This is a genomic window from Thauera propionica (assembly GCF_002245655.1).
Lineage (GTDB): Bacteria > Pseudomonadota > Gammaproteobacteria > Burkholderiales > Rhodocyclaceae > Thauera > Thauera propionica.
The window spans coordinates 17,662-41,259 of record NZ_NOIH01000039.1 but is presented as its reverse complement, the minus strand read 5'-3'; the positions used below and the strand labels follow the sequence as shown (position 1 = coordinate 41,259).

Sequence of the window (23,598 nt, the reverse complement as noted above, 5' to 3'; positions counted from 1 at the left end):
GCTGAAGAGGCTGCAGCGTTAGCGCTTCGCTGTCTATGTTTGCAGCGTAGCGCTACGTCTTAGTCTTAGTATGCGCATCCCCCTTCGAAGGGGCTTCGATCCCCCTTCGGTCCCCCTTCGAAGCCCCTTGCTACGAGGTCGGGCGAATGAACGCGGGATCTGTTTCAGCATGCGAAATAAAGCGGCGAGCGTTGTCGGCCCGCCGCTTCGCGATTCATTCCCGCAGGGGTCAGCGCCGGGGCAGGCTGCGCAGGAACGCTTGCGTGATGTTCTCGCTCAGCCATCGATCAGCGACGCCGCGCCCGGTGCTCAGCCAGCCGAGCTTGCGCGGCAGTGTCTGCTTTCTCGCGTACGCGTAGAGCAGCTCAACGTCGCGCGCTTTCTTGCCCGTGCGCAAGAAGACGCCGACCCCCTCAATCGTGAAGGTGCCCGCCCGCCCCTTGAACTGCTTGCCGCCGGCGGTCTGCTGCGCTTTCAGTCGCATGGCGGTGAATGTGAATTGCTTCGCGACTTGCGCGCCGAAGCTGGGCCTGGCGGCGTTGCCGGTGACAGGCTGCGCGATCAGCTTGCCGCGCACGGGCTCCCGCTCGTCCCCGCGCTCGAATCCGCTCAGCAGAAGGTTCTGGCGCTGCCCCACGGCCACCTCAGCATAGAGCCGCCCCTGCGGCACAGAGGCCCATGGCTTGATCACCGCCGCTTGTCGTTCGAGGAACTGCTTCGTGCGCCCGGTCCGCAATGTGAAGCGCTTGTTGAGCTGTTCGCGCTGTGCGTCTTGTATCTGCTTGGCGGTCGCGTTGATGCCTTGCACCGCGCTGTACGCGAGGTTGCGCTGTGCTTTCGTCGTCTGCTCGACGAGCGGCAGTATGTCTAGTTGTGCGTTGAGCTGCATGTGCCCGCCTGTGTTGTTGTTGTTCTTTAGACTCGGCCGGATGCGCCAACGCCCCGCCGGGCGCGGGGCTGCTGGCGTGGGCGTTCGAGGGTTAAATGTCGTTGAAGATCGGCTCGGGCAGGTGCTCAAGGTCGTAGTCTTGCGACTCGTATGCGCGCCGCAGTGCGTTGATCGTGAAGCGGTAGCCCGCGGACTCTTGCAACTGCAGCACGCGTTCGACAACTTGCTCATCGCTCACGTACAGACGCTTGTCTTCTTGCGCGTTGCGAAGCTCGATGAAGGCGTCGAGCCCCGTCGGCACATCTGCGCTGACCCAGAAGCTATCGGCCGGGGTCCACGCGGGCTCTTCTATCGCGGCTTGCTGCGCGGGGGCTTCGACCGGGGCCGGTGTCTCGACCTTGGCCGTTGCCGGGCGCTTCGCCGGGGCGGCTGCCTTTTCTTCTTCGCGCAGGTGGTATGCGTCGGCGTAGCGCTCGATGAACTGCGCAGTCAGCACGCACTTCTTGGGCAGCTCGCTCAGCTCACGCTGGATCGCTTTCACCATTTTGTCGGCTGGCTTCAGGGTCTCGCCGATCTGCTCGCGCGCCGCATCGATGACCCAGATTGTCTCGGTGCTCTCATCGTAGCGCGCGTAGTTCATCTCTTCGAGCGTGCGCAGCATCGCGTCGACGCTGTTCATGTCGATGCCTAAATCAGCAGCGATGTACATCTTCGGCAGTATGTAGATGCCGGTGTAGTTCGAGTGCTTGTTGCTAAAGAGATAGATTGCGAGCAGTTGAAGCTGCGGTCCACGCGGGCGAAGTTCCCGACCTAAGTCATCGGTCCAGAAGCTCGTGGCGAGCTTGCTAAAAGTTCTCATGTTGTTCCTGTCGGTTGTGTTGGCGAGTCGTGCCGCGTGATGCGGCTTTCACCTCCGTATAGCGTCGACCATGAGTCGTTAGCTCGACAGCAGAAAAGCCCTGCTAGCGAGGGAAATCATCTGCGAGCGTCGCCGTCACTTGCCCTCGCCGCCGACAACGAACATGGGTTCCGCTTTCGACAGGTTCGCGTCTTCGGTGAGTTTCCTCCGGTTACGCTTGAGTTTTGATGACTCAGTTGGGTTTCCAATACGAGGCGCGACAGCGGTTTTCCGAGGGAGCACTGCGCAAGATCCGCAGCACCAACTCGCTCGAGCTCTTGAATGGGGAGATCAAGCGTCGTTCCGACGTCGTGGGCATCTTGCCGGATGAGGCCTCGATCTACCGCCTCGTAGGCGTCTTGCTGCTTGAGTAGTGCGAAGAGTGGGCAATGCAGCGGCGTTAATTTCCGATGGAAACGCTCGCCGAAGTTGGTGGTAATTCCATCGTTATAATGCGTGCGGTCGCAGTCTGACTCGCGCTCCTGCCCAACTGGAGACGGTCGCCCGCCGATCCCCCCTTATGCTGACGCTTCTCTTACACCCCGCCACGGGATGCGACCGCCCACGAACGATAAGGCATCTCTTGCGGCCCGTTTCCGGCCGCGCTTGCGCGCGACCGGATCTTTTGGCCTGAGCTCTCTTGGCAAAGACGAGAAGCTCAAGCAACGCGCCGCTCAAGTTGCTGCAACCGTGCCCTCAACTCTGCAATTTCCCGGTTGATGACTTTGCGGTTGTCCTCAGCGAGGGGTGCTAGAGCATCATCATCCTCGAGATCGAACCAGCCTGCGCTCTCGTCCGGGCACTCGACGGGCACGGTAATGCCAAGCTGGCGAGCCTTTGCTTCAAGTGCGTCCTTCAGTGCGCCGCGCTCCCTGTCTTCGCCATGGTTCAAGAAGATCCCGCTCCTGGGGTGCCCGCCGCCCTTTGTCGAAGCATGTTCGTCGAAGATCCAGCGGACAAGTTCGGTCTGATCCCCGTGGGCGGAATAGCCCGTGAGCTGGGTAATGTTCGCTTTGATGTCTCGCGCCTGCAGCGCATGAAGGGTGCTGCCCTCATGGTCGCGCCAAGTCACTTCGGTGGTATGCAATTCCCGATCCGCGTCACGCAGTCCGCCGAGCTGCAGGAGGCTGCCGCCAACGGTTTTCGGGCTGCAGTAGCCACTGAGGGCAACAGTGTTCTCGGGTGAGCTCAGCAGGCGGGGGAGCCAAGTGGCGGCCGGTCCGCCGTCACATGTGCCCGATCCCATCAGAATCACGCGCGGACCGGGCGCATCGAGCATCTGCTCGCGGTCCGTTACCGTCGAGAAGATTGGTCGCCACTGTTGGGCAATCTGGTTGCCAAGGGTGTTGCGGTCGCCTCCATGTGCTTGGCCCTCGAGCGTCATCTGGCAGATCTTCAGTGCTGCATCGAAGTCTTGACGGCAATTGGTCTGCAGTCCGAGGTCACGCAGAAGTTGCTTTCCAAGCCACATCGGTCTGATCTTCCCGCCTCCGTTTGCTTCGACCGTTTCGCTGAGCATTTCGAGGGTGATCTTGCTGATCTTGCTGGCAGTTGGGGAGTCGAGCAGGTACTCGATCTGACCGTACTGCTCGGGATGTGCCGCGACCAGGTAGGAGAGATCGAACATGATGTCCTGCGCGCGACCGACGGAAAACGAGGGGATGGCCAACGTCCCTTTGGTGGCGACAATGCGGTCAAGCAATGCGGCCAGTTGCGCCCTGCGGTGGCCCGGGTCGCGTTCTTGTGCTGTGCGGACGGTGCTTCCGTACGTGGACTCCAGAACAGCGAAGTTGCTCTTCTGGGCGTTCAGCGGAAATCTCAAAAACGGCAGGACCTCGTTGTCCTCGCTCCCGGGGCCGACGTCTCCCGAGAACAGAATCGAGCGCTGCGTCGGATCCTTGGGCTTGCCCCACAGGACGCTTGCACTCACGGACCCCAGGATGTGCCCGTTGCGCAGGATCTGCACGAATAGGTCCGTATCCAGTGGCGTTGGGTGCCCGTGCTTGAGCTTTCTGTCGTTCCAGCGAATGCGTTCGACGTCTGCTTCGTCATAGGGGGCGGCGCTGAAGCGTGCCGCGTCGCGCAGAAGGACCTCTGCAATCTTGCGAGTGGCCCGGGTGCAGAACACTTGTCCCTTGAAGCCCTGCCGATAGAGTTCGGGAAGCAGTCCGCTGTGGTCGATATGGGCGTGGGTAAGGATGACGAACTGAATGTCGCTTGGCTTGAAGGGCCACAGTTCCCCCCGGTTCCAGCGCTGGGCATCGTACTCGCCTTGCTGCATCCCGCAGTCCACCAAAAAGCTCCACTTCCTGCCTTCATCGCGAAGCCATGCGCATGAACCGGTCACTTTTCCGAGGGGACCGACGAATTGAATTTCCATGATGGGTACTCGCGTTGTGTTTTGGAGTGCGCATCATCGGGGGGTGTCACCTGTGCCTGCAATGAGAAATGCACTGCATTGCAACGTAATGCAACGATGCAAAAAAAGATGCAGAAGTAGAGGCGCCTGCCGTACGCTTGAGTCCTCAACAGGAGATCGTATGGCTGCCCCGCTGATTGCCGTGATGACGGAACAAGGTATCAAGTCGCTCGACGAGCTTGCGCGCCGTTTGTGTGAGGTGAGAACCGCAGAGAAGTGGCCCGCCGCGCGCTCAGTGAGCGCGAAGCTGGGTCTGCTGAGCAGGGGCGAGTCCGACTGGTGGCTCAAGCGGCCGGCGTTCGCAGATGCCCTCGTAACCTTGCTCAAATGCCGCCGCGAGGATCTGAGGCTGGGGACCCCGGGCAAGCAGAGAAGGCTGCTGGAGTTCGATAATTTTCCGGAGCTCCCGGGGCTGGATCTGGCGCGTGAGGCTGCCTGCTCGTTAGGCGAGTTCGATGCTGACGATTTGGCGCTGCGGCCGTGGTTTGGCGACCAGTCGGGACTATCGAGCGCGCTTGAAGGCGTCTTCTGGTTGCACTTTCCGCCGGGCACGGGGCGAGACACTTATTGGGCTGAACTGAAGCGGCAAACGCCCTACAGAACGTTGGAAGTTAGATGTCTTGCGGATGCAGAACTCTTGCATCAGGCGCGAGAATCCATTTGCATCAAGATCGATGAGAGTCAGGGGGGCAGGGACGTTTCTGCGTTGCTCAAGCGGGCATCTGCGGCAGTACTCGTTTGCGCCCCTTTTCGCATGCCGCCTAGCGGCCGAGGTGACCTGTGCTGGCGCCCAGAAGATAGGCCCTTGTCCGAGAACGAGTCGGATGACGTTTGGACCGAGTACTCGTGGCAGTTGCGCCGAGGCTGGAGGGCGCGACTGCTGAAATGGGTTGGAGCGCGGCTATCGCGGGCCTCCAGCACCTTGTTCGATGCGTCGGAACTGGAGAATTGGCTTGGAGCATTCGGCGATGATTCGCTGTTTGACACGCCCCGAAGCCTGATGGGGCTGTGCCGCGTTGTTCACCACGTGGGGGTTGGGGGGCTGCCTGATCTTGAGGCGGCAGAGGCCGGCGAGAAGTTGCTTGGGCAGATCGCGCAAGATGACGCCGAGAGCTGTCTCGCCTGTGCAGACGTTGCGTGGGATTGGTTCAACGATCCAGGCCTGCCCTGGGCGGGGCGTATCGGCCCGGATGACTGGAAGAGGTTGATTTCCACCCCGTCGAGAATAATCAGGCAGCTCTGCTCGGAGAGTGAAGAGGATGAGCGCCTACGTCTGTTGCGGACACTCGAAGAGCGCGCGACCGAGCAGGCGCGATTGGACCTTGTGGACACAGCCTTTGTGACGCATGACGAGCAGGGGCGGGCTGCCTTGGCGCCGCGGTTTGTCGTGGAGCTCGTGGCTCGTGAACGCCTGCAGCGCCTGATCACCCGGGAGTCACGCCCGCACTGGGGGGCACTGTGTTTCGATACGGACAGATTTCTAACGATACAACGCGCATTGGCTCTGCTGTCAATCGAGGAGCTTGCCGCTTGCGCGACGCAGGTCCTGGCTCGGTACCAAGACGACGCAGTCGGCGTCGGCGCCAGTGAAGCGATTTTCTGTGCGTTGGGTACTCGCGACCTAAGTCGTCAAGTGGTGCCAGAGAGCCTTCGCTCCATTGTGGAGATCGTGTTGAACCGGATGGTTCAGGTTGCGCCGGATAGCCTCAGTCCGATGACCGTGGGTTGGGAGCTTCCTGACTTGTGGGTTGGCGCCTGTTGGTCGCTGAGTCTGGGGATGGAGCGTCCCTCGGGCGCGTTTCCGAATGAGTGGGCTCCGTTGTTCCCTGGGTGGTTCGATCTGCACGAAGCGGACTTCTACAACGTCTTGTGGATGCTTGATCGGCAAAGCTTGGTAAGGTGCCCTAGGCGACAGAGCGTCAAGACGATCCTGCGGTGCGCGAAAGCGGTCGTGGAACGCTTCGTTGTGACTCCAGGCAATCCGCCCGGTGTGTTCATCCCCTACCTGCTCGCACGTTTTGCCGGAACTCAGCCGGCAGAGACTGAGGCGAGGTGGTGGAAGGAGATTCTTGAGCGTCCAGACGTCTTTTTTTGGTTGGACGTCCTTGTCGAGGCCGCAAGGGAGTCTGGTCGGAACACTGCGCCGATACTCGCGTCGATCTTTAACTGTTACGACGTCCTGCCACTTGGGTCGCGGACGACTCTGCCGTTGATTCGGGACTGGCTGACGGCAAAGTTCCTTGAATCGTTTACTCCAGAGCAACTGCTTCCATGTTTGAGTCCGGTGGGCAAGAAGGTGCTGATGGCATACTTCAACGAGCTCCCGTCCGGTCTTCAGATCGCGCTCTGCAAAGATTTCGCTGCTGGCGCATCCCTGGAGGAAAAGACCTCGTTCTGGAATCGAGTCAGGCCAAATCCGTCAAAGATCCTGTTTGACGCAGTACTGCCGTTGGTAAATGCCACAATGGGTTTCGGCGAATCATGGTTGTGGCAAGCCGATCCGGAGCGAACGCTGTGGCTCCTGAGCACCAATGGCGATCCGGAACTGAAATTCGCCCTGATCGATAACTTTGAAGGAGACGCTCGCCACTTTTCGGAGCTCATGGACATGGTGAAGCATGATCCCTCCCTTTTCCCGTCAGCCGAGCAGCGTCGAGCCTGGGCACTCAGGAAGCTACCCAACTCGGGAAAGTGGGCCTCAGATCTGATGGCGTTGGTTGTGTGCTGATCGCGTTCGCTCGACGACGATTGCCTTTCACCCCAAAGCCTTCACTGCGCCTGTCGCCAGGCGAATCGCCTCGTCGCGCGCAGGCTGAGCGGCTTCGGCGGCATCGACTGGACCAGTCTCATTGCCGACAAGGGCTACGATATCCATGCGTTTGTCGTCAGAGTTACTTTGTTATTCTCCCCCGCAATTACTCTATTTTTCCTGACTGTTAGGAGAAAATTGCCTTTATTTTTAATGGTTTATTGAGTCGTCTCGGGCTTCCTAAACTGTCCCATTCCTTAAAAAACGGGCGATGTCGGTCACCCTCCCAGCTCTTGTTCGGCACTGTCGGGGCAAACTGGCGCTGACGCAGGTTTGGTGCCACCACCGCTGGCCGCCCACCGTAGCGACCGGGGCGGCGCCCATAGCGAGTGTGCGAGCGCAGGCCCGCGAAGCGTATCAGCCGCGCCATGCGATGTTTGTCACACGCCTCGTCCATGTCGTGGGGATCGTTATGGATCCTGCGATAGCCATAGATACGCCCGGTGGTTGTAAGCACCCGGTGAACCCACCTTCCCCCATCCGCCTAGCCCATTGAAGATCGTGTCCACTAGTTCTGATGGTGGGCACTATGGATGTCGTCATCTCGCGCCGGACTCGGCGCACGCACAGCGAAGCCTCCAAGCAATCGGTGATCTCGGCCTGCCGTGAGCCGGGCGTCTCGGTGGGAGGCGTTGCGTTGGCAAGTGGTCTGAACGCCAATCAGGTGCATCGCTGGATGCGCGAGCGCGGCATCGAGCCGCCGAGCCGGCGCAAACCGGTGGGCGTCGGACTCACTGCGTTGGCCGAGCCGGGCTTTATGCCGGTGCAGGTCGCCCCCGCAGTCGAGACACCGGTAATCCGCCTCGAGGCACAGCGTGGCAACGCCCGCGTCAAGCTCGAGTGGCCGCTCCAGGCCGCCGATGCATGTGGTGCATCGCTGCGCGAGTGGCTCGCATGATCCGCATCGAGGCGCTGTGGCTGTCAGCCGCGCCCTTGGACATGCGCGCCGGCATGGACACGCTGCTCGCGCAGGTGGTGCGCGTGTTCGGCGAGGCGCAGCCGCATCACGCCTATCTCTTCAGCAACCGGCGCGGCACCCGCTTGAAGGTACTGGTCCATGACGGCTTCGGAGTGTGGCTCGCGTGCAGGCGCCTGAACCAAGGGCGGTTTCACTGGACCGAGGGCCAGGGCGGTGTCGCACTCACCCGGGCGCAGTTGGATGCGCTGGTGCTCGGGCTGCCGTGGCAACGGCTGGGCGATGGCGGTGTGATCCGAACGCTCTAAGTACGCGCTATCGGCGGATGCCCCGATGGCGGCGGATGCGTGCATCGGACATGATCGATCCATGCCGCTGCCCGCCGACCTCGATCAACTGGATGCCGACACCTTGCGCCGCCTGCTCATCGAGCAGGAGCGCGAGCTCGTGTGGCGCCAGACCAAGATCGAGCGACTCACGCATGAGCTGGCGCACCGACAACCTATCTGAAAGATGCTGTCGAACGGCTGCCGACGCAGCCCTACAACAGGATTGGGGAGTTGCTCCCGCATTGCTGGCAGCCGGCCGTCTGCGTCTGAGTGAAACGGCAAGACGGGGTCGCCGAGTGCTTACCCTGCGCAGGCACGCGGTAATCATCCATACGCCCACCGGCGTGCCCGCCGGCTATCCAACGTGGTTTGACTTCGCCGTCGCGAACATGGAGTTGCCGGCGTCATGTGCCGGTGCGCGTACGGATGAAGATTTGGCCGCCCAGAGGCTCGCCATACGGGACGCAGCACGCACCGAGCTGAACATCCTGCGGCGCCAGTAAGTCGCGTGCCGCGGTGACCTCTCCCGGCAACTTACGCGACAACTCACTGACGGTACCCGATATCGACATCGGTTGCGTGCGGAAGGGCGGCCATCTATTGATCTACAGCCCCTGCAAACGGTAGCGCCGCACGGCACCTGCCTGACGACAAGTGCCCTATTGACCGCAACGCCATCCTGCTGGGCGGTTGAACGCGGGACACGTGTTAGCACGGACAAATACAGAGGTGACCCCATAAGGCCCGCTGCTTCGTGTCCACTTAGCGTAGGGCCATCGGTGTTGGCTACCGCAGATTCACTCCTTGCTACGCTTCTTCTTTTGAGCCGCTTCCTCACGCGCGGCTGCATCAAGATCTTCCAGGAACTGATCGATCCGATCCTCGAGCTCGCGCATATCCGCTGTGGGCAACATTTCCCGAGATGCAGCCCCGGCGTTCGAAATGTAAGCATCTAGTGCGCCGGAACGTAGAAGCTTGTTCCACGCTACTTCCTCGTCGTAGCTCAGCAGTTCCGGATGCTTGAATACCATCTTGAGTAGACGTTCGCCTCGATGAGGAGACCACAGCTCCTCAATGACAGCATGAGCGTAGTCACTTCCTTCGAGCGGCGCTCTCTGCCGATGAGGTTCGTCGAGTAGTCGTTGGATCGCGAACTCCACGGTCTGCGCCACGGATCGGTTACACATCCGAGCCATAAGTTCAAGGCCGAACTTCGCCTTGGGCGTGATCCGGATCGTGATCACTTCAGACTTATTGCGGGACCCCAAGTCCACCCTACCCGCGCCACCACGTGCCTCCTGCATGCCCAACTCCAAAGTGAACGTGCCCTCATTCTACGTGGTGTAATCAATAGTTGACAAATGGCGTTACATGTCATACCATGATTACATTGTCGCGAAAGCACGATGTGGTGGGGAAAGCGTTGAGTAAGTAGCTTCGATGAGCGCTACATCAGAGTCTCCGAGCTCTTGAACTGATTGAATCCGACCGCGTAAGGGGTGTAATTCTTGGTCGAGACATAACGCCACTGGTCGAGATCGGCTCGGGTTCTTTGGCGGGAGATTGGCTTCATGTGAAGACGAATTACCTCCGCGGATCGACTGCAAGTCATCAACTCGTGAATGAAGGCTGCACTGCATCCGACATCGAGTGTGCGGTGGTAGAAAAGTCGTCATCACTCCTAGGGTGCTCCATCAGGGCTGCCGCAGCTATCCCTTCCGCATGAGTCAATCGTCGTCGTCGCTGGTCACGGAAGTCATCTTTCACGCGAAAGCGGCCTCAAGTTGCACAAGCATCGGGCAAACCGCTGTTGCCACGGGAAGGCCACAAACCAGCCCTGGATGCAATATGCGTAGCTGCGGCAGCCCTGGGTGCTCCATCGATCATCTGGCCCTGCTCAAGGGGAAATTGACGCATGAAAAAAATCAACTCAGACACTGAGTCGAACGCTATACCTATTAACTGCACCGAATCGGCATTGCCCGGTCCCGTGCGGGACTTGGCGGAGTTGCTCGCTGAGATTGCAGCGAGACAGGTTCGCGTAAAGCAACCGACAAAAGAAGTAGGGGCAGTGAAAAAATGAATCAACGCTGTGCAATTTATGTGCGCTACTCTGATGATCAGCAGCGCGCTACGTCGTTAGACGATCAAGTGCGCCGCTGCAAAGAAATCGCGCTGAAGAACGGAATTTCACTTGAGCATGTGAAGATCTATCAAGATGTCGCAATCACCGGAAAATTCGAGGGTGAAGCGAAGCGAAAGGGACTCCGACGGCTCTTGGAAGATTGGGATCGCCAGGCTTTCGACGTGCTGCTTGTTGACGAGTTCTCACGGCTCTCGCGTGATGCGCTCACTCAGGCGCAGATTATCCGTCGACTTGAGACGAGTGCGCGCGTCCGGATGGTGACGGCGAATGGTGTCGATACCACAAGACCGAACTGGCAACTGCAGCTCGGGTTGGAAGGTATCGTGAGTCAGCAGTCGGGGCGAGATACCCGCCATCGCGTTATTCGCGGCATGTTTGGACAGCTTGAGCGGGGCTACATGATCGGTACACCAGCGTATGGCTACACGCTGCAGCGCGAACTCGATGCTGCCGGTAATCGCATCGGCTCCCGCTGGCTGATCAATGAATCTGAAGCCGATATGGTTCGTGACGTTTTTGAGCGCCGTGCGCGCGGAGAGTCTATGCATCAGATCGCGCGAAGCCTGAATGAGCGCGGTATTCCGACGCGGCGGGCAGCCCGCGAGGCAAGTGGCGGATATTGGCGGCCCTCGAGCGTTCGGAATCTTCTGGGTAACACAATCTATAAAGGGGTTTTTATCTGGAACGGGTCAACGACGGTTTGCGCGCGTGCGAAGAAGCACGGTCACGTCGTCGAGCCCGTGCCATTCTTACGCCCCGAACTGCGGATCGTTAGCGAGGAGCTCTGGGAGCGATGCAATCAGAAGACGATAAGCCGTTCGGGCTACGGCGGGGGGCGACACGCGCTGGCTGGTCTAGTAACCTGTGGCTGTTGTGAAAGCATACTTGCGGTGACGAGCAAGAGTCGCTGTCGGTCGCTTTACTGTCCACGATGCACTGTTGCGAAGAGCGTCATCAGTGCAGATGAACGTTTGACGGGCACCGTCGCGACAGAGGGGGTTCAGCATCTTCTCATTCACGCAGCGCGTCACTTTCTCAGCGAGCCGTTCATTGAAGAGTTCAGGGCGAAGTTGCGCGCGAAGTTGGTTGGTGATGTGGACGAGCAACTCCGCGCGGCTAGGGTTGAGCTCGCTCGTTTGGAAGGTGCGCAAGAACGTATTTCGCGACTGATTGCGGCTGACGAAAGTGAGGATCCCGTTCTACTTGCACGGTACAGCGAAGCGCGTGAGCGCGCGCAAACTCAGCGAATTCATGTGAATGAGTTGGTGGCGGGGGCTGAAGCCGTCGATAGAGAGGCCATCGCAGCGCAGATCGATGTCGTGGATCCGCTGCGCGTGCTCGATGACCTCTTTGATGCTGACATTCCGGCTGCACAAGTCCGCGCTGTACTGTCCCGACTCTTTCCTTCTGTCGTGCTCGAAAGAAAGCTCAGTACATATCAGTCTGTTTTCTCGGTCCGCTTTTCTCCCGGCGTTGCACTTGCGATGTTGAGTGACACGAAGACGATTGAAGAGCAGGAGATCGAGCTGCGATTCTTGTTGCGCTACTGGCCGGTCCACAATTTCGGTGAGGCGAGATGGACTGTGGAGCTTCTGACGCCGGAAAGGCCAGAGGTGTGCCCGGCGGTGGCAAACTCGGGTGTGGCTGTGTAGGTCAGTCTACAAAAGCAAGAGCAGTCGCCGATTCTGGGTAGGATCGGCGTTTGCTCGAGGCCTACGGGCTATCTGTTCTCGTAGGCCAGGGCTTGCCTTGCATGTCGTTATCAATTGATGGCTGGCGAGATAATCAAGTTAGAACGACGGAGTAATTTTTTTGATTGTAGCGCGCTAATTCAGCGAGAGTCGAAGCTATACAACTATGTGAAGCCATGATCGATTTGGCCTAGCACTCGGGTGTCATCGGTGCGCGTATGCATGGGTGGCACGTGTATAGACGACGCCGCGACGCGATACCGAGGTATGTGATATGGGGAGATTGAGGTCAGCTATTTGAAATAGCTTCGCGGCACACCAATAAGGGTGTGCCTTGTTACAACCACAACCGGAACATCAACTCTTCACGGCTGAACGCTTGCCGAGAAAGCCTTACTGCTCTGACGACAAAACGGCGTCTCGCTTCAGGTCGCTTGAGATCGCACTGAACTACACGCACATACAGTTCAATCCGCCAAGCTTAAGATATTGGCTCGTTTTTGATCTTGATTTCGACGGCAGACCGGTGCCGCTGACTGTGGCGCAGTGGCACTACGACGAAGTCCTTGCTCCGCCTCCGAATATTATCGTTATCAATCCGGAGAACGGGCATGCGCATTACTACTATGCGCTCAAGACGCCGGTCGTTCGAAGCGAGAACGGGCGGCGGGGTCCCCAAGCTTTCGCTAATGCGGTCTACAGAGGCTTGGGCGCAAAGCTCGGTGCAGATCCGCGGTTCACCCAGTTGATGGGGCGAAATCCGTTGCATCCGCATCATATTACGCATTATCCGCGTTCCGAGCCCTATGAGCTTGCTGAACTTGATGAGTACGTGTGGGACCGACTTGCAGGCACCGAGTGGATTAGAAAGGCTCGAGACATTTCTTATGTCGTGGATCCGCGCGGTCGAAATTGTACGCTTTTCGAGAAGCTGAGGCGTTGGGCGTACCTTCATGTTGATGATTATCTAGACGACGGAAAAAACTGGTCCGGCGACTTCGAGTCTGAATGTCTCGAGAAGGCGCTGGAGTTCAACGACTTTCGAGAATATGAGTCGGGTGCGCTTTCCTTCAATGAAGTACGCAGTATTGCGCGATCAGTTTCCCGCTGGGTGTTAAAGAACTACTCGAGTGAGTATTCAGGTCAAAGTGAGGACTTCTTGGATTTACAGGCCGCTCGCGGACGGAAGAAAGGGGCCGTAAAGCGTGCTGAGCTGCTTCCAAGAGTTCTCGAGCTTGCCGAGTCCGGGGTTTCTCATCGTCAGATCGCAGCACAGCTCGGTATCGATCATAAGACCGTAGGCAATTGGCTTCGTAGGGCGGAAAAAGAAGGGTGGGGAAAAGCCTATCAGATACCAGCCACAGCGGGCGGAGGCCTTGCAGGCAAATCAGAAGGCTTGGACTCAAGCAGCGGGGGAGGCTCGCGCGATTACAGTGAAGGCTTGTCGCTGTGCCTGCGCGAGGGGGCGAAGCCCCACCATCAAGAAGGATGCAATCAGGCTCTTGAAGTTGGCAGTGTCAACCGGTGGCTACATTGATCAGCCATCTGTTAGTCGATTGCTGAGCGCGACTACTCACTGCGAGCCTGTATGCATCGCATGCGTGCTGCTAGAGGAGGTAGGGCTACATGCTGAAAGGGTAGCGTAGATGTTCAGGAGTATCGTGCTCGGTGTGCGGTCATGATGTATTCTCTTGTACTTTGTCGACACATACGGGGACTGGCGTGGCTGATCTGCCCAACGATGATGTGCTGACCGTTTCTGAGGTGGCAGCCTACCTCAAGGTTAACGAGCGGACAGTCTACCGGTTGGCCTCGGCGAAGCGGCTGCCGGGGTTCAAGGTGGGTACGTCTTGGCGCTTCAGGCGAACAGAGCTTGAGGCTTGGATTCGTGCTCAGAGCGGAGAGGGGAACCGATGATCTCCGCCTACCATGCCAAGTACTACGCCCACGAGCTGACGCGACGACACGCTGCAGACGGCGTAGATCGCCTCTCCCAATCGCTGTTTGATGCCAGCGTAGATCTGAACCCGCATCAGATCGAGGCGGCGCTGTTCGCACTTCGAAACCCGTTGCAGGAAGGCGTGCTGCTGGCTGACGAGGTGGGGTTGGGCAAAACCATTGAAGCCGCGCTGGTCGTTTGCCAGTACTGGGCCGAGCGCCGTCGTCGGCTGCTGGTCATATGCCCGGCTAGCCTGCGCAAGCAATGGGCGCAGGAGCTGCATGACAAGTTCGCCGTGCCCACCACCGTGGTGGATGCAGTCTCACTGCGCAAACAGTCGGCCGGAGACATCCTCGCCACCCTGCAGCGGCAGGTTGGCAAGGCGGTCGTCATCATGTCCTACCAGTTTGCCGCCAAGCTGGAAGCCGAGCTGCGAGCCGTGCCTTGGGATGTGGTGGTCATCGACGAAGCGCACAAGCTGCGCAACGCACACCGCGCCAGCAACCGCACCGGCCAGGCGCTCAAGCGTGCGCTGCAAGGCCGCAAGAAGCTGCTGCTCACCGCCACGCCGCTGCAGAACTCGCTGATGGAGCTGTACGGCCTGTCCACACTCATCGACGAGCACCTGTTCGGCGACGAAGCCGCCTTCCGCAAGCAGTTCATGAACAGCGGGACGGGGTTGGACGAATTGCGCGAGCGCCTCGCCAGCTTCGCCAAACGCACACTGCGCCGTGACGTACTTGAGTACATCAAGTACACCGAACGCAAGGCGCTCACCCAGCCGTTCAACCCCACCGACGACGAGCAGGCGCTGTACGAGCGCATCTCGGCCTTTCTGCAGAAGGAAGACTCCTACGCCCTTCCCAAGCGGCAGCGCCACCTCACAGCACTGATCTTACGCAAACTGCTCGCCTCCAGTTCGCACGCCGTTGCTGCCACCTTGATCACCATCCGCGAGCGCCTGCGGGGCTTGCTCACAGCAGACAAAGCGGAAGACGACGGCAGCCAACTGGTCGAACAGCTCATCGCCGAAGACGATCTGGAGCAGGACTACCTGGAAGAGGAGGTCAGCGAGGCAGAGGAAGGCGCCGAAGTCCTCACGCCTGTGCCAGCAGAAGGCAGTAAACCGGACGTTTCAAAAGACTTCCAGGCCGTCCGGGCCGCGATCACCGCCGAGATCGAGGAACTGACCGCATTCGTCGATGCCGCCCAAGCGCTGCAAACCGACACCAAAGCGCAGGCGCTATTGAAGGCGCTCGCACTGGGCTTCGGCAAGATGGCCGAGTTGAACGCGCCACGTAAGGCCATCATCTTCACAGAGTCCAAGCGCACGCAGGAGTACCTGCACCGCTTCCTCTCAGCTAACGGGCACGCGGGCAAGTTGGTGTTGTTCAGTGGCACCAACACCCACGAGGAATCCACCGCTATCTACCAGCGCTGGTTGGAAGAGTACAAAGGCACGGATCGCGTCACCGGCTCGCCGCAGGTAGATCGCCGCACGGCGCTGATCGACCACTTCCGCAAGGACGACGGCACCGGCGCGGAAATCATGATCGCCACCGAAGCGGCTGCCGAAGGCGTCAACCTGCAGTTCTGCGCGCTGATCATCAACTACGACCTGCCGTGGAACCCGCAGCGCGTTGAGCAACGCATTGGCCGCTGCCACCGCTACGGTCAGCGTTTCGATGTGGTGGTCATCAACTTCCTAAACACCCGCAACCAGGCAGACCAGCGCGTGCTGGAACTGCTCACCGAGAAATTCAACCTGTTCTCCGGCGTGTTTGGCGCAAGCGATGAAGTGCTGGGCCGCATCGAGGGTGGCCTCGATTTTGAAAAACGCATCCTCCAGATCTACGACACCTGCCGTCAACCCGAGCAGATCGAAGCAGCCTTCAATGCCCTCCAAACAGAGCTGGAAGAAGTCATTGCCGACCGGATCAAAGACACCCAGTCACAGCTGCTGGAAAATTTTGACGAGGATGTCCACGACCGGCTCAAGCTGCGTCTTCAGGACGCCGAAGCGCGCCTCGACAAACTGGGGCGCTGGTTCTGGGGTGTTACCCGCTATGCGCTCAATGACCGAGCACGCTTCGACGAGCAGTCCTATGCGTTCTCTCTGAGCACGCCGCCAACTGGAATCGCCACTGGCCGCTACCAGCTCATTCGTGGTGCGGCGCAGCCGGACATGCTGGCGCACGCTTATCGCCTCAGCCACCCGCTGGGGGAGTGGAGCATTGAAGCCAGCCTGAATGCGGCCACGCCTGTCGCCACATTGAAGCTCGACTACGACAAACACGGCGCGCGCGTCTCCGTGATCGAGAGACTGCGAGGTATGTCCGGCTGGCTGACGCTGGCCCGGCTGGAAGTCACCGCCTTCGAGACCACCGAGGCGCTGCTGTTCTCCGGCCTCACCGACGATGGTCAGGTGCTGGATCAGGAAACCTGCGAAAGGCTGATGGCCATTCCAGCAGCAGGCAAACCCACTCCCTTGAGCACCACCGTGCCCGAGGCTCTTCTGGCAAACAGCCAGCGCGCGGTCGCCGCCACCATTGCCCAGGTACTGGAAGCCAACCAGCGCCTCTTCAATGAAGAACGGGACAAACTGGAACGTTGGGCAGACGACAAGCTGCTGGCCGCAGAGGAAGCCTTGAAGAACACCAAGGCGCGCATCGCACAGTTGAAGCGTGACGCCCGCAAGGCTGTCACCTTGCAGGAGCAGGACGGCATCCAGCGCGAGCTATCTGAGCTGGAGCGCAAGCAACGCCGCCTGCGGCAAGAAATCTTCGCTGTCGAGGACGAGATCATCGCCAAGCGCGATGAGCTAATTGCCTCGCTCCAGCAGCGCCTGCAAGAAAAAACAAGCAACGAGACCCTGTTCAGCATCCGCTGGCAGGTCACGTAACCGAAGAATCAGATATCCCGAGATCAGGGCAACCTATGACCACCAAACAGAATCCCAAATTCCAGGAGCTCGTCGCCAAGCTGCGCGAGATCTTCCAGATCGACCGCCCGGAACTGGACTTCGGTATCTACCGCATCCTCAACGCCCGCGCGGGCGAGATCAACGACTACCTGAAAAACCGGCTGGCTGAGAAGGTTCAGGCAGCCCTCTCCGCAGGGAGCACCGCCAGCGCCGTGCAATTGCAAGCTGAGTTGCAAGAGGCAGAGAAGAACGCCCAAGCCTTGGGTGTCAGCCCCGATGCCGTACCCAAGGTACAGGAACTACGCGCCAAGCTGAAAGAGACAGCAGCAGGCAGCAGCGAACACGAGAACGCAGTGTTCTCGCACCTGCTGGCCTTTTTCTCCCGCTACTACGAGCAAGGCGACTTCATCAGCCAGCGCCGTTACAAGGGCGACACCTACGCCATCCCCTACGCGGGCGAAGAGGTGATGCTGCACTGGGCCAACAAGGATCAGTACTACACCAAGAGCGGCGAGAACTTCAGCAATTACAGCTTCAAGCTGGAAGACGGTCGCACGGTGCATTTCCGCCTCGCCGCTGCCGACACCGCCAAAGACAACCGCAAGGACAACGACAAGGAACGTCGATTTGCCCTGGTAGCGGCCAAGACCGTTACCCGCGTGGATGAAAACGGCGACGAGGCCGAAGAAGAACTGGTGCCCGTGGAGGAAGTTTCGGGCACTGATGGCAATCAGGAGCTGATCATCCGCTTCGAGTACGTCGCCCAGCCCAAAGGCACCAAGCAAGAGGCGCTGGTCACCAAGGCCGTAGAAACAGTGCTGGCGGACGCCGCCGTCAAGGCCCGCTGGCAGGTCCTGGGCAGCCGCGCGCCCACCGAGAAGAGCCCGCAGCGCACCCTGCTTGAAAAGCACCTGAGCGACTACACCACCAAGAACACGGCGGACTACTTCATCCACAAGGATCTGGGTGGTTTCCTGCGGCGCGAGCTGGACTTCTACATCAAGAACGAAGTCATGCATCTGGATGACGTGCAGAACGCGGGCGCGTTCGCCGACATCGAAAAGAACCTGCGCATGATCCAGTGCCTGCGCAGCATCGCGCTGGAGCTGATCACTTTCTTGGCTCAGTTGGAAGACTTCCAGAAGAAGCTGTGGCTGAAAAAGAAGTTTGTTGTCTCCAGTCACTACTGCATCACGTTGGATCGGGTACCGGAAGCGCTGTGGCCGGAAGTAGTAGCGAACGCGCAGCAATGGGCGCGGTGGAAACAGCTGGGCGTGTGGGATGGCGATGCTCCAGGGACGATGACGGACTTGAAGGCTAGTCCTTATCGAATGGTGGATACGAGTCTGTTTACTGCAGAGTTTAAGGCCAAGCTACTGCAACAAGTTTCGTCTCTTGACGGCGGCATTAATGGTCTGCTGATTCATAGTGACAATTTCCAAGCACTAAATATCCTTCAGGCGAGGTATCGGGAGCAGGTCAAGTACATCTATATCGACCCTCCCTACAATACAAACTCAACGCCTATTCTCTACAAGAACGAGTACAAGCATTCGTCTTGGATGAGTCTGATGCAAGATCGCCTACTTAAAGGAATGAACTTGCTCAAGTTCGACGGAGTAAAGACTGTTGCTATCGACGACTCTGAAATGGTTAATTTATGCAAAGTCATGGAATCTGTGGCTCCTGAGCACACGCTTTCTAAAGTCACCGTGGTGCATAACCCGAAGGGGTCGATCACTAAAAACTTCAATCGCACCCACGAATACGCATTGTTTCTAACTCGTGACGGGCTATCCAGTGTCGCCAGAACGCTGGAAGAAAATGAAACACCTCGCAAGATGCGCCGATGGGGCGAAAATTCCCGCCGGATCGACCGTCGGCTGTCGTTTTATCCGATCTATGTCACTAACGGTCAGGTTGTCGATATTGGCACAGTTCCGGACGAGGATTTCCATCCTTCGGGCAAGAACGTTCATTTGCCTGATGGACGCACTGAAGTCTGGCCGATTGACCAAGATGGAGTCGAACGACGCTGGAATTTCGGTCTTGATTCAATCCGCCAGAACCTTGATCGCATCGCTGCACTCAAGGTTGGAGACGACTGGGATCTCTTCGTTACTCATGAACAGACCGTGCCCAAGACCGTTTGGAGCGGCGGGGAGTTCGATGCTGGAAACTACGGCAACAGCCTTCTGATCAACATGCTCGGCGAGAAACGCTTTGATTTTCCGAAATCAATCAACTTGGTAAAGAAATGTATTTCCTTGGCGACTAAAGCGGAGGAAGAGGAGGTAGTGCTGGACTACTTCGGTGGCAGCGGTACTACGGCTCATGCAGTGATCGAAATGCGACGCGAGGCACAGGCCGCAGGTGCTAGCCCGAAGCTCGGGTTCATTCTTGTCGAACAAGGAGAGTATTTCGAGACCGTAACCAAGCCGAGAACTATTAAGGCCGTCTACGCCGCTCAGTGGAAGGATGGCAAGCCAATTACTCCCGAAACCGGCATTTCTTACTGCTTGAAAGTCATCAAGCTCGAAAGCTACGAAGACACCCTAAACAACCTACAACTGGGCCGCACGACCGCGCAAGGCGATTTACTGAACACGCTGCCGCAGCAGGCCAAGGACGACTACCTGCTCAACTACCTGCTGGACGTGGAAAGCCGTGGCTCGCTGCTGTCGGTGGATGACTTCAAGAAGCCCTTTGACTACACCCTCAACGTGGCCGTGGATTCGGCGGGCGCTTTCGAGCCGCGCAAGATCGATCTGGTCGAGACCTTCAATTTCCTGATCGGCCTGCGGGTCAAGCACATCGACGCCCAGCCGCACCGCGGCTTTGTCACCGTCTCCGGCACGCTACCCAGCGGTGAAAGCTGTCTGGTGCTATGGCGCGACTGTGATTTGCTGGATTACGAAGGTGTAGCCAGGCTCTGCGACAAACTGGCCATCAACCCGGCAGACAACGAGTTCGACGTGGTCTACATCAACGGCGACCACAACATCCCCACTGTGCTGACACAGACGGCGGAGGAAGGTGGTGCCACACGCGTGCTCAAGCTGCGCCAGATTGAGCCGGAGTTTCTGGAGCGCATGTTCTCGGTGGAGGACATCTGATGGCACGATCACGCAAGACCCCTGCCGTCGGTTCCGGCACTGGCGGTGCAGCCTCGAGAGTCGGCGGCAAGAAGCGCAGCTTCCATCAGGAATTGGTGCTCAACCGCTGGGTGCTGGGTTTCTTTCAGGGCGGCACGCTGGCGGCACTCAAGATGCGTTTGGGCGATGACCGTTTTGAGGGCATCGACGAGGACGGCCAGACCAAGTTCTTCCACGAACTGATCCGAGGCTTGTTCGATCCCAACAAGGTGCCCGAGGCCGACCTGCGGCGCTACGACTTGAACGTCGTAGCCCACTGGCAGGCCATCACCGCCCAGCGCAACAAGCTGGAAGGCCACGAACTGCAGATGAAGTACTTCCAGTATCTCTCTCTGCTGTTCACCGAGCTGTATCTGGACTGGTACTTCAACCACCGTCAGGACTTGCTCGATGGCCTGAACGAGGAAATGGTTCGCTACCGCGCAGAGACGGGCGCGGAGCCGTTCCGCGATTTCGAGGCGGACGACCTAAACAAGATCGCCTTCTGGAATGCCACCGGCAGCGGCAAGACCCTGCTGCTGCACGTCAACATCCGCCAGTACCTGCACTACTTCCAGGCGGGGCGCAGCGATCACTACCCGAGCAAGATCATCCTGCTCACGCCCAACGAAGGGTTGAGCCGTCAGCATCTGGATGAGTTGCACCTGTCCGGCTTCGGGTTCTCGCAGTTCTTCAACAAGGCCCAGTCACCCGCGCGCGGCACTATCGAAATCATCGACATCAACAAGCTGGGCGATGAGATGGGGGACAAGACCGTCGCCGTGGATGCCTTCGAGGGCAACAACCTGGTGCTGGTGGACGAAGGCCACCGTGGTACGGGCACGGCGGCGGGTGCGTGGATGGCGCGGCGCGATGCGCTGGTGCGAGGCGGTTTTGCCTTCGAGTACTCGGCCACCTTCGGGCAGGCAGTGGCCAAGGGCATGACCGTGGCGGCGGCGGAAGAAGACATCCAGAAAAAGCGCGCCAAGATGCTGTTCAACACCACCAGTCTGCGCAGCCTGGACGACGGACAAAAGGCGCAACTCGCGCTGACCGCCGAGGACAAGCGCCGCGCGCGCATCACCGCTACGCGCGAGATTTACGCCAAGTGCATCCTGTTCGATTACTCGTACAAATTCTTCTATGAGGACGGCTACGGCAAAGAGTCGCTGATCCTCAACATGAATGGCGAGGCCTACGAGCAGGCGGACAACGCGCGCAAGTATTTCACCGCCTGCCTGCTGGCCTACTACCAGCAGCTTTGGCTGTGGAGCACCCACCGTTCGGCGCTTGCCGACTTCAACATCGAGAAGCCGCTGTGGGTGTTCGTGGGCCACTCGGTAACTGGTTCAGACGATAAAAAGAAACAGAAGCTCACCGAAGATGATTTGGCCAGCCTCTCCGACGTATTGGCAGTTGTTCAGTTTCTTGCTTGGTTCCTGAACAACGAGGCTCAGATCAAGATTTGGCTGGCCGAGCTGATTGCGGACAAGGCGCAGATTTTGGACGCCAAGGGCAACAACATCTTCAGCGGGCGTTTCACGCCCCTGATGGACTTCGGCGGTCGCGTGGATGATCTGTACGCCGACATCCTGCTGCGAGTGTTCAATGCCTCGGCCCGCCAGCGATTGAAACTGGTCAACATCAAGAGCAGCAAGGGTGAGCTGGCGTTGCGCGTGGGCGATGCAGAGCCCTTCGGCCTCATCAACATCGGCGACGATGCGGGCTTCTTCGGGATGGCGGAGGACGTGGAGGCCTTCGATAGCGAACGCGACGACTTCGGCGGCGCGCTGTTCGGCACGCTGAACAACAAGGACAGCCGCCTCAACGTGCTGATCGGCTCGCGCAAATTCACGGAAGGCTGGAGCAGTTGGCGCGTGTCCACGATGGGTCTGCTGAACATGGGCCAGGGTGAAGGCTCGCAGATCATCCAGTTGTTCGGACGCGGGGTGCGCCTCAAGGGCAAGGGCTTCTCGCTCAAGCGCACCTTGCCGCAGGACCGACCCAAGGGCGTGCATCTGGACAAGCTGGAGGCCTTGAACATCTTCGGCGTGCGCGCCAGCTACATGGCCGCGTTCAAAGACTACCTTCGCGAGGAAGGCATCACGCCCAGTGACGAAGTGCTGGAGCTGGACTTCCCAACACGGGCCAACCTACCCAAAGGCAAACTCAAGACCTTGGCGCTGAAGGATGGCTACAAGGACAACCAGAAACTCGGGTTCAAGCGCACGCACTTCCCGTGGCTGTACGAGATTCCCGCGCAGTTCCAGGGCAAGATCAAGCCGCCCCACGTGGTGCTTGACCTGTACCCGCGTGTCGAAGCGCTTTCCAGCAAGGACAAGGGCACAACAGCACCTACGGCGGAAGCCCGCAACAAGGGCAAGCTGAATCAGACGCTATTCACGGCTTTCAATTGGGATCGCATCTATCTGGCGTTGCAGGATTACAAGTTGCAGCGCAGCTGGAGCAACCTTCGGTTGGAACGGCAGAAGCTGATCGACTTCTGCGCGGGCGCGCAGGATTGGTACACGCTGTTCATCCCGGCGGCGGAACTGAACGTGACGACCTTCGCCGACATCCGCAAGCAGGAAGACATCCTGCTTCGATTGCTGACGGACTACACCGACCGCTTCTACAAGGCCCTGAAGACGGGCTACGAAGGCCAGTTCTACGACATCACCCACATCGATGAAGATCACGGGTCGATGCTCAAGCTATACCAGTTCGAGATCGAGAACAGCGACGACGGCCTCGAGTATCAGGCGAAGCTAGAAGTTCTGAAGAAGCTCGTGGCGGAAGGCAAGATCGGTGATGCGAGCAAATGGAACGCACCACACATGGTGGCCATCAGCTTCGACCGGCACTTGTTTTACCCGTTGTTCAGCTTCGAGCAGGATGGGGACAAAGATCTCGTTCCTTTGAAGCTAAAGCCTTTGGGCCTTGGCGCGCCGAGCGAAGTGACCTTTGTCCGTGACCTCGAAGCGTTCTACCACTCCAGCGAAGGCAAGGAAGTCATTGGCCCGCGCAGTCTGTACCTGCTGCGCAATGCGGATCGGGAAGAGAAAGGCCTGGGCTTCGCGTTGGCGGGCAGCTTCTATCCGGACTTCCTGCTGTGGCTGGTGGACGATGCCAGCGGTAAGCAGTGGCTGACCTTTGTCGACCCTAAGGGGTTGCGCAATCTCGACCTGTCGCACCCCAAGCTGGGGCTATACAAGGAAGTGAAGACTCTGGAAACGACGCTGGCGGGGCAGGCCAAGGCGGGCGAAGCGCCGCTGGTCTTGAATGCCTTCGTGCTCTCGCCGACGAAGTTCGCCGACCTGCTCAACGTGGGCGATCCGGCAAAGAAGGCCGAGTTGGAAAGCCGCAACGTGTTGTTCATGGAAGACGGTCCCAGCGCCTACCTGAAGAAACTGTTCGCAGTGCTGGTCTGAGCCTTTTGCAGGCGCTCAAAGCCAATGGAGATCTCGTGGGGCGACGCGCTGGAGACTTTTGCTGGTCGAGTAAA

17 protein-coding genes and 2 pseudogenes are annotated in these 23,598 nt (G+C 58.9%); 13 read left to right on the top strand and 6 right to left on the bottom strand.

Annotated features, from left to right (window positions below):
* Window positions 1-229 precede the first annotated feature (229 nt).
* Window positions 230-889, bottom strand: a complete 660-nt coding sequence (locus tag CGK74_RS18025; RefSeq protein WP_094269760.1) for a hypothetical protein — start codon at window positions 887-889, stop codon at window positions 230-232.
* 91 nt (window positions 890-980) lie between these two features.
* A complete protein-coding gene (locus CGK74_RS18020; protein WP_133091955.1) occupies window positions 981-1,748 on the bottom strand; it encodes a hypothetical protein in 768 nt (255 codons plus the stop codon).
* Window positions 1,749-2,035: 287 nt separating this feature from the next.
* On the opposite strand from CGK74_RS18020, the pseudogene CGK74_RS19545 reads away from it, so the two are divergent.
* A pseudogene (locus CGK74_RS19545) lies at window positions 2,036-2,260 on the top strand (transposase); the annotation flags it as partial.
* Between the two features lie 185 nt (window positions 2,261-2,445).
* On the opposite strand, the gene CGK74_RS18010 reads toward CGK74_RS19545, so the two are convergent.
* Window positions 2,446-4,167: an MBL fold metallo-hydrolase gene (locus CGK74_RS18010; RefSeq protein WP_094269758.1), complete on the bottom strand. Its 1,722-nt coding sequence runs from the start codon at window positions 4,165-4,167 to the stop codon at window positions 2,446-2,448.
* Between the two features lie 160 nt (window positions 4,168-4,327).
* Between CGK74_RS18010 and CGK74_RS18005 the strand changes: the two genes are divergently transcribed.
* Complete coding sequence (locus tag CGK74_RS18005) at window positions 4,328-6,934, top strand: hypothetical protein (RefSeq protein ID WP_094269757.1); 2,607 nt, start codon at window positions 4,328-4,330, stop codon at window positions 6,932-6,934.
* 298 nt (window positions 6,935-7,232) lie between these two features.
* Here CGK74_RS18005 and CGK74_RS19345 read toward each other — a convergent pair.
* A pseudogene (locus tag CGK74_RS19345) lies at window positions 7,233-7,460 on the bottom strand (IS3 family transposase); the annotation flags it as partial.
* Window positions 7,461-7,544: 84 nt separating this feature from the next.
* On the opposite strand from CGK74_RS19345, the gene CGK74_RS18000 reads away from it, so the two are divergent.
* From CGK74_RS18000 to CGK74_RS17985, 4 genes are all read left to right on the top strand, one after another.
* Entirely contained in the window at window positions 7,545-7,913 is a 369-nt protein-coding gene (locus CGK74_RS18000) for a transposase (protein WP_133091954.1), read from the top strand.
* Window positions 7,910-8,239, top strand: coding sequence for an IS66 family insertion sequence element accessory protein TnpB (tnpB, locus tag CGK74_RS17995; RefSeq protein WP_094269756.1), 330 nt, complete (start codon window positions 7,910-7,912; stop codon window positions 8,237-8,239). Before CGK74_RS18000 ends, tnpB begins: the two co-directional genes overlap by 4 nt.
* Window positions 8,240-8,300: 61 nt before the next feature.
* Window positions 8,301-8,441 (top strand): hypothetical protein, encoded by a 141-nt coding sequence (locus CGK74_RS17990; RefSeq protein WP_165770113.1) that lies wholly within the window; start codon window positions 8,301-8,303, stop codon window positions 8,439-8,441.
* 115 nt (window positions 8,442-8,556) lie between these two features.
* Complete coding sequence (locus tag CGK74_RS17985) at window positions 8,557-8,763, top strand: hypothetical protein (RefSeq protein WP_094269755.1); 207 nt, start codon at window positions 8,557-8,559, stop codon at window positions 8,761-8,763.
* A gap of 294 nt (window positions 8,764-9,057) precedes the next feature.
* Here the strand turns inward: CGK74_RS17985 and CGK74_RS17980 are convergent, their stop codons facing one another.
* Complete coding sequence (locus CGK74_RS17980) at window positions 9,058-9,564, bottom strand: hypothetical protein (protein ID WP_094269754.1); 507 nt, start codon at window positions 9,562-9,564, stop codon at window positions 9,058-9,060.
* 611 nt (window positions 9,565-10,175) lie between these two features.
* Between CGK74_RS17980 and CGK74_RS18990 the strand changes: the two genes are divergently transcribed.
* From CGK74_RS18990 to CGK74_RS17955, 6 genes are all read left to right on the top strand, one after another.
* A complete protein-coding gene (locus CGK74_RS18990; protein WP_165770112.1) occupies window positions 10,176-10,343 on the top strand; it encodes a hypothetical protein in 168 nt (55 codons plus the stop codon).
* Complete coding sequence (locus tag CGK74_RS17975; protein ID WP_094269753.1) at window positions 10,340-12,058, top strand: recombinase family protein; 1,719 nt, start codon at window positions 10,340-10,342, stop codon at window positions 12,056-12,058. Before CGK74_RS18990 ends, CGK74_RS17975 begins: the two co-directional genes overlap by 4 nt.
* A gap of 373 nt (window positions 12,059-12,431) precedes the next feature.
* A complete protein-coding gene (locus tag CGK74_RS17970; RefSeq protein WP_094269752.1) occupies window positions 12,432-13,634 on the top strand; it encodes a replication initiation protein in 1,203 nt (400 codons plus the stop codon).
* A 131-nt stretch (window positions 13,635-13,765) separates the two neighbouring features.
* Entirely contained in the window at window positions 13,766-14,014 is a 249-nt protein-coding gene (locus CGK74_RS17965) for a helix-turn-helix domain-containing protein (protein WP_476718184.1), read from the top strand.
* Window positions 14,011-16,938: an SNF2-related protein gene (locus tag CGK74_RS17960; RefSeq protein ID WP_094269751.1), complete on the top strand. Its 2,928-nt coding sequence runs from the start codon at window positions 14,011-14,013 to the stop codon at window positions 16,936-16,938. Before CGK74_RS17965 ends, CGK74_RS17960 begins: the two co-directional genes overlap by 4 nt.
* Window positions 16,939-16,973: 35 nt before the next feature.
* The gene (locus CGK74_RS17955; protein WP_094269750.1) at window positions 16,974-20,075 is read left to right on the top strand and encodes a site-specific DNA-methyltransferase; all 3,102 of its coding nucleotides are present in this window, start codon (window positions 16,974-16,976) and stop codon (window positions 20,073-20,075) included.
* An 8-nt stretch (window positions 20,076-20,083) separates the two neighbouring features.
* Here the strand turns inward: CGK74_RS17955 and CGK74_RS19340 are convergent, their stop codons facing one another.
* Window positions 20,084-20,290: a hypothetical protein gene (locus CGK74_RS19340; RefSeq protein WP_240498781.1), complete on the bottom strand. Its 207-nt coding sequence runs from the start codon at window positions 20,288-20,290 to the stop codon at window positions 20,084-20,086.
* A 33-nt stretch (window positions 20,291-20,323) separates the two neighbouring features.
* Here CGK74_RS19340 and CGK74_RS17950 point away from each other — a divergent pair, with 33 nt between their 5' ends.
* The gene (locus tag CGK74_RS17950; RefSeq protein ID WP_240498780.1) at window positions 20,324-23,524 is read left to right on the top strand and encodes a DEAD/DEAH box helicase family protein; all 3,201 of its coding nucleotides are present in this window, start codon (window positions 20,324-20,326) and stop codon (window positions 23,522-23,524) included.
* The last annotated feature ends 74 nt before the right edge of the window (window positions 23,525-23,598 follow it).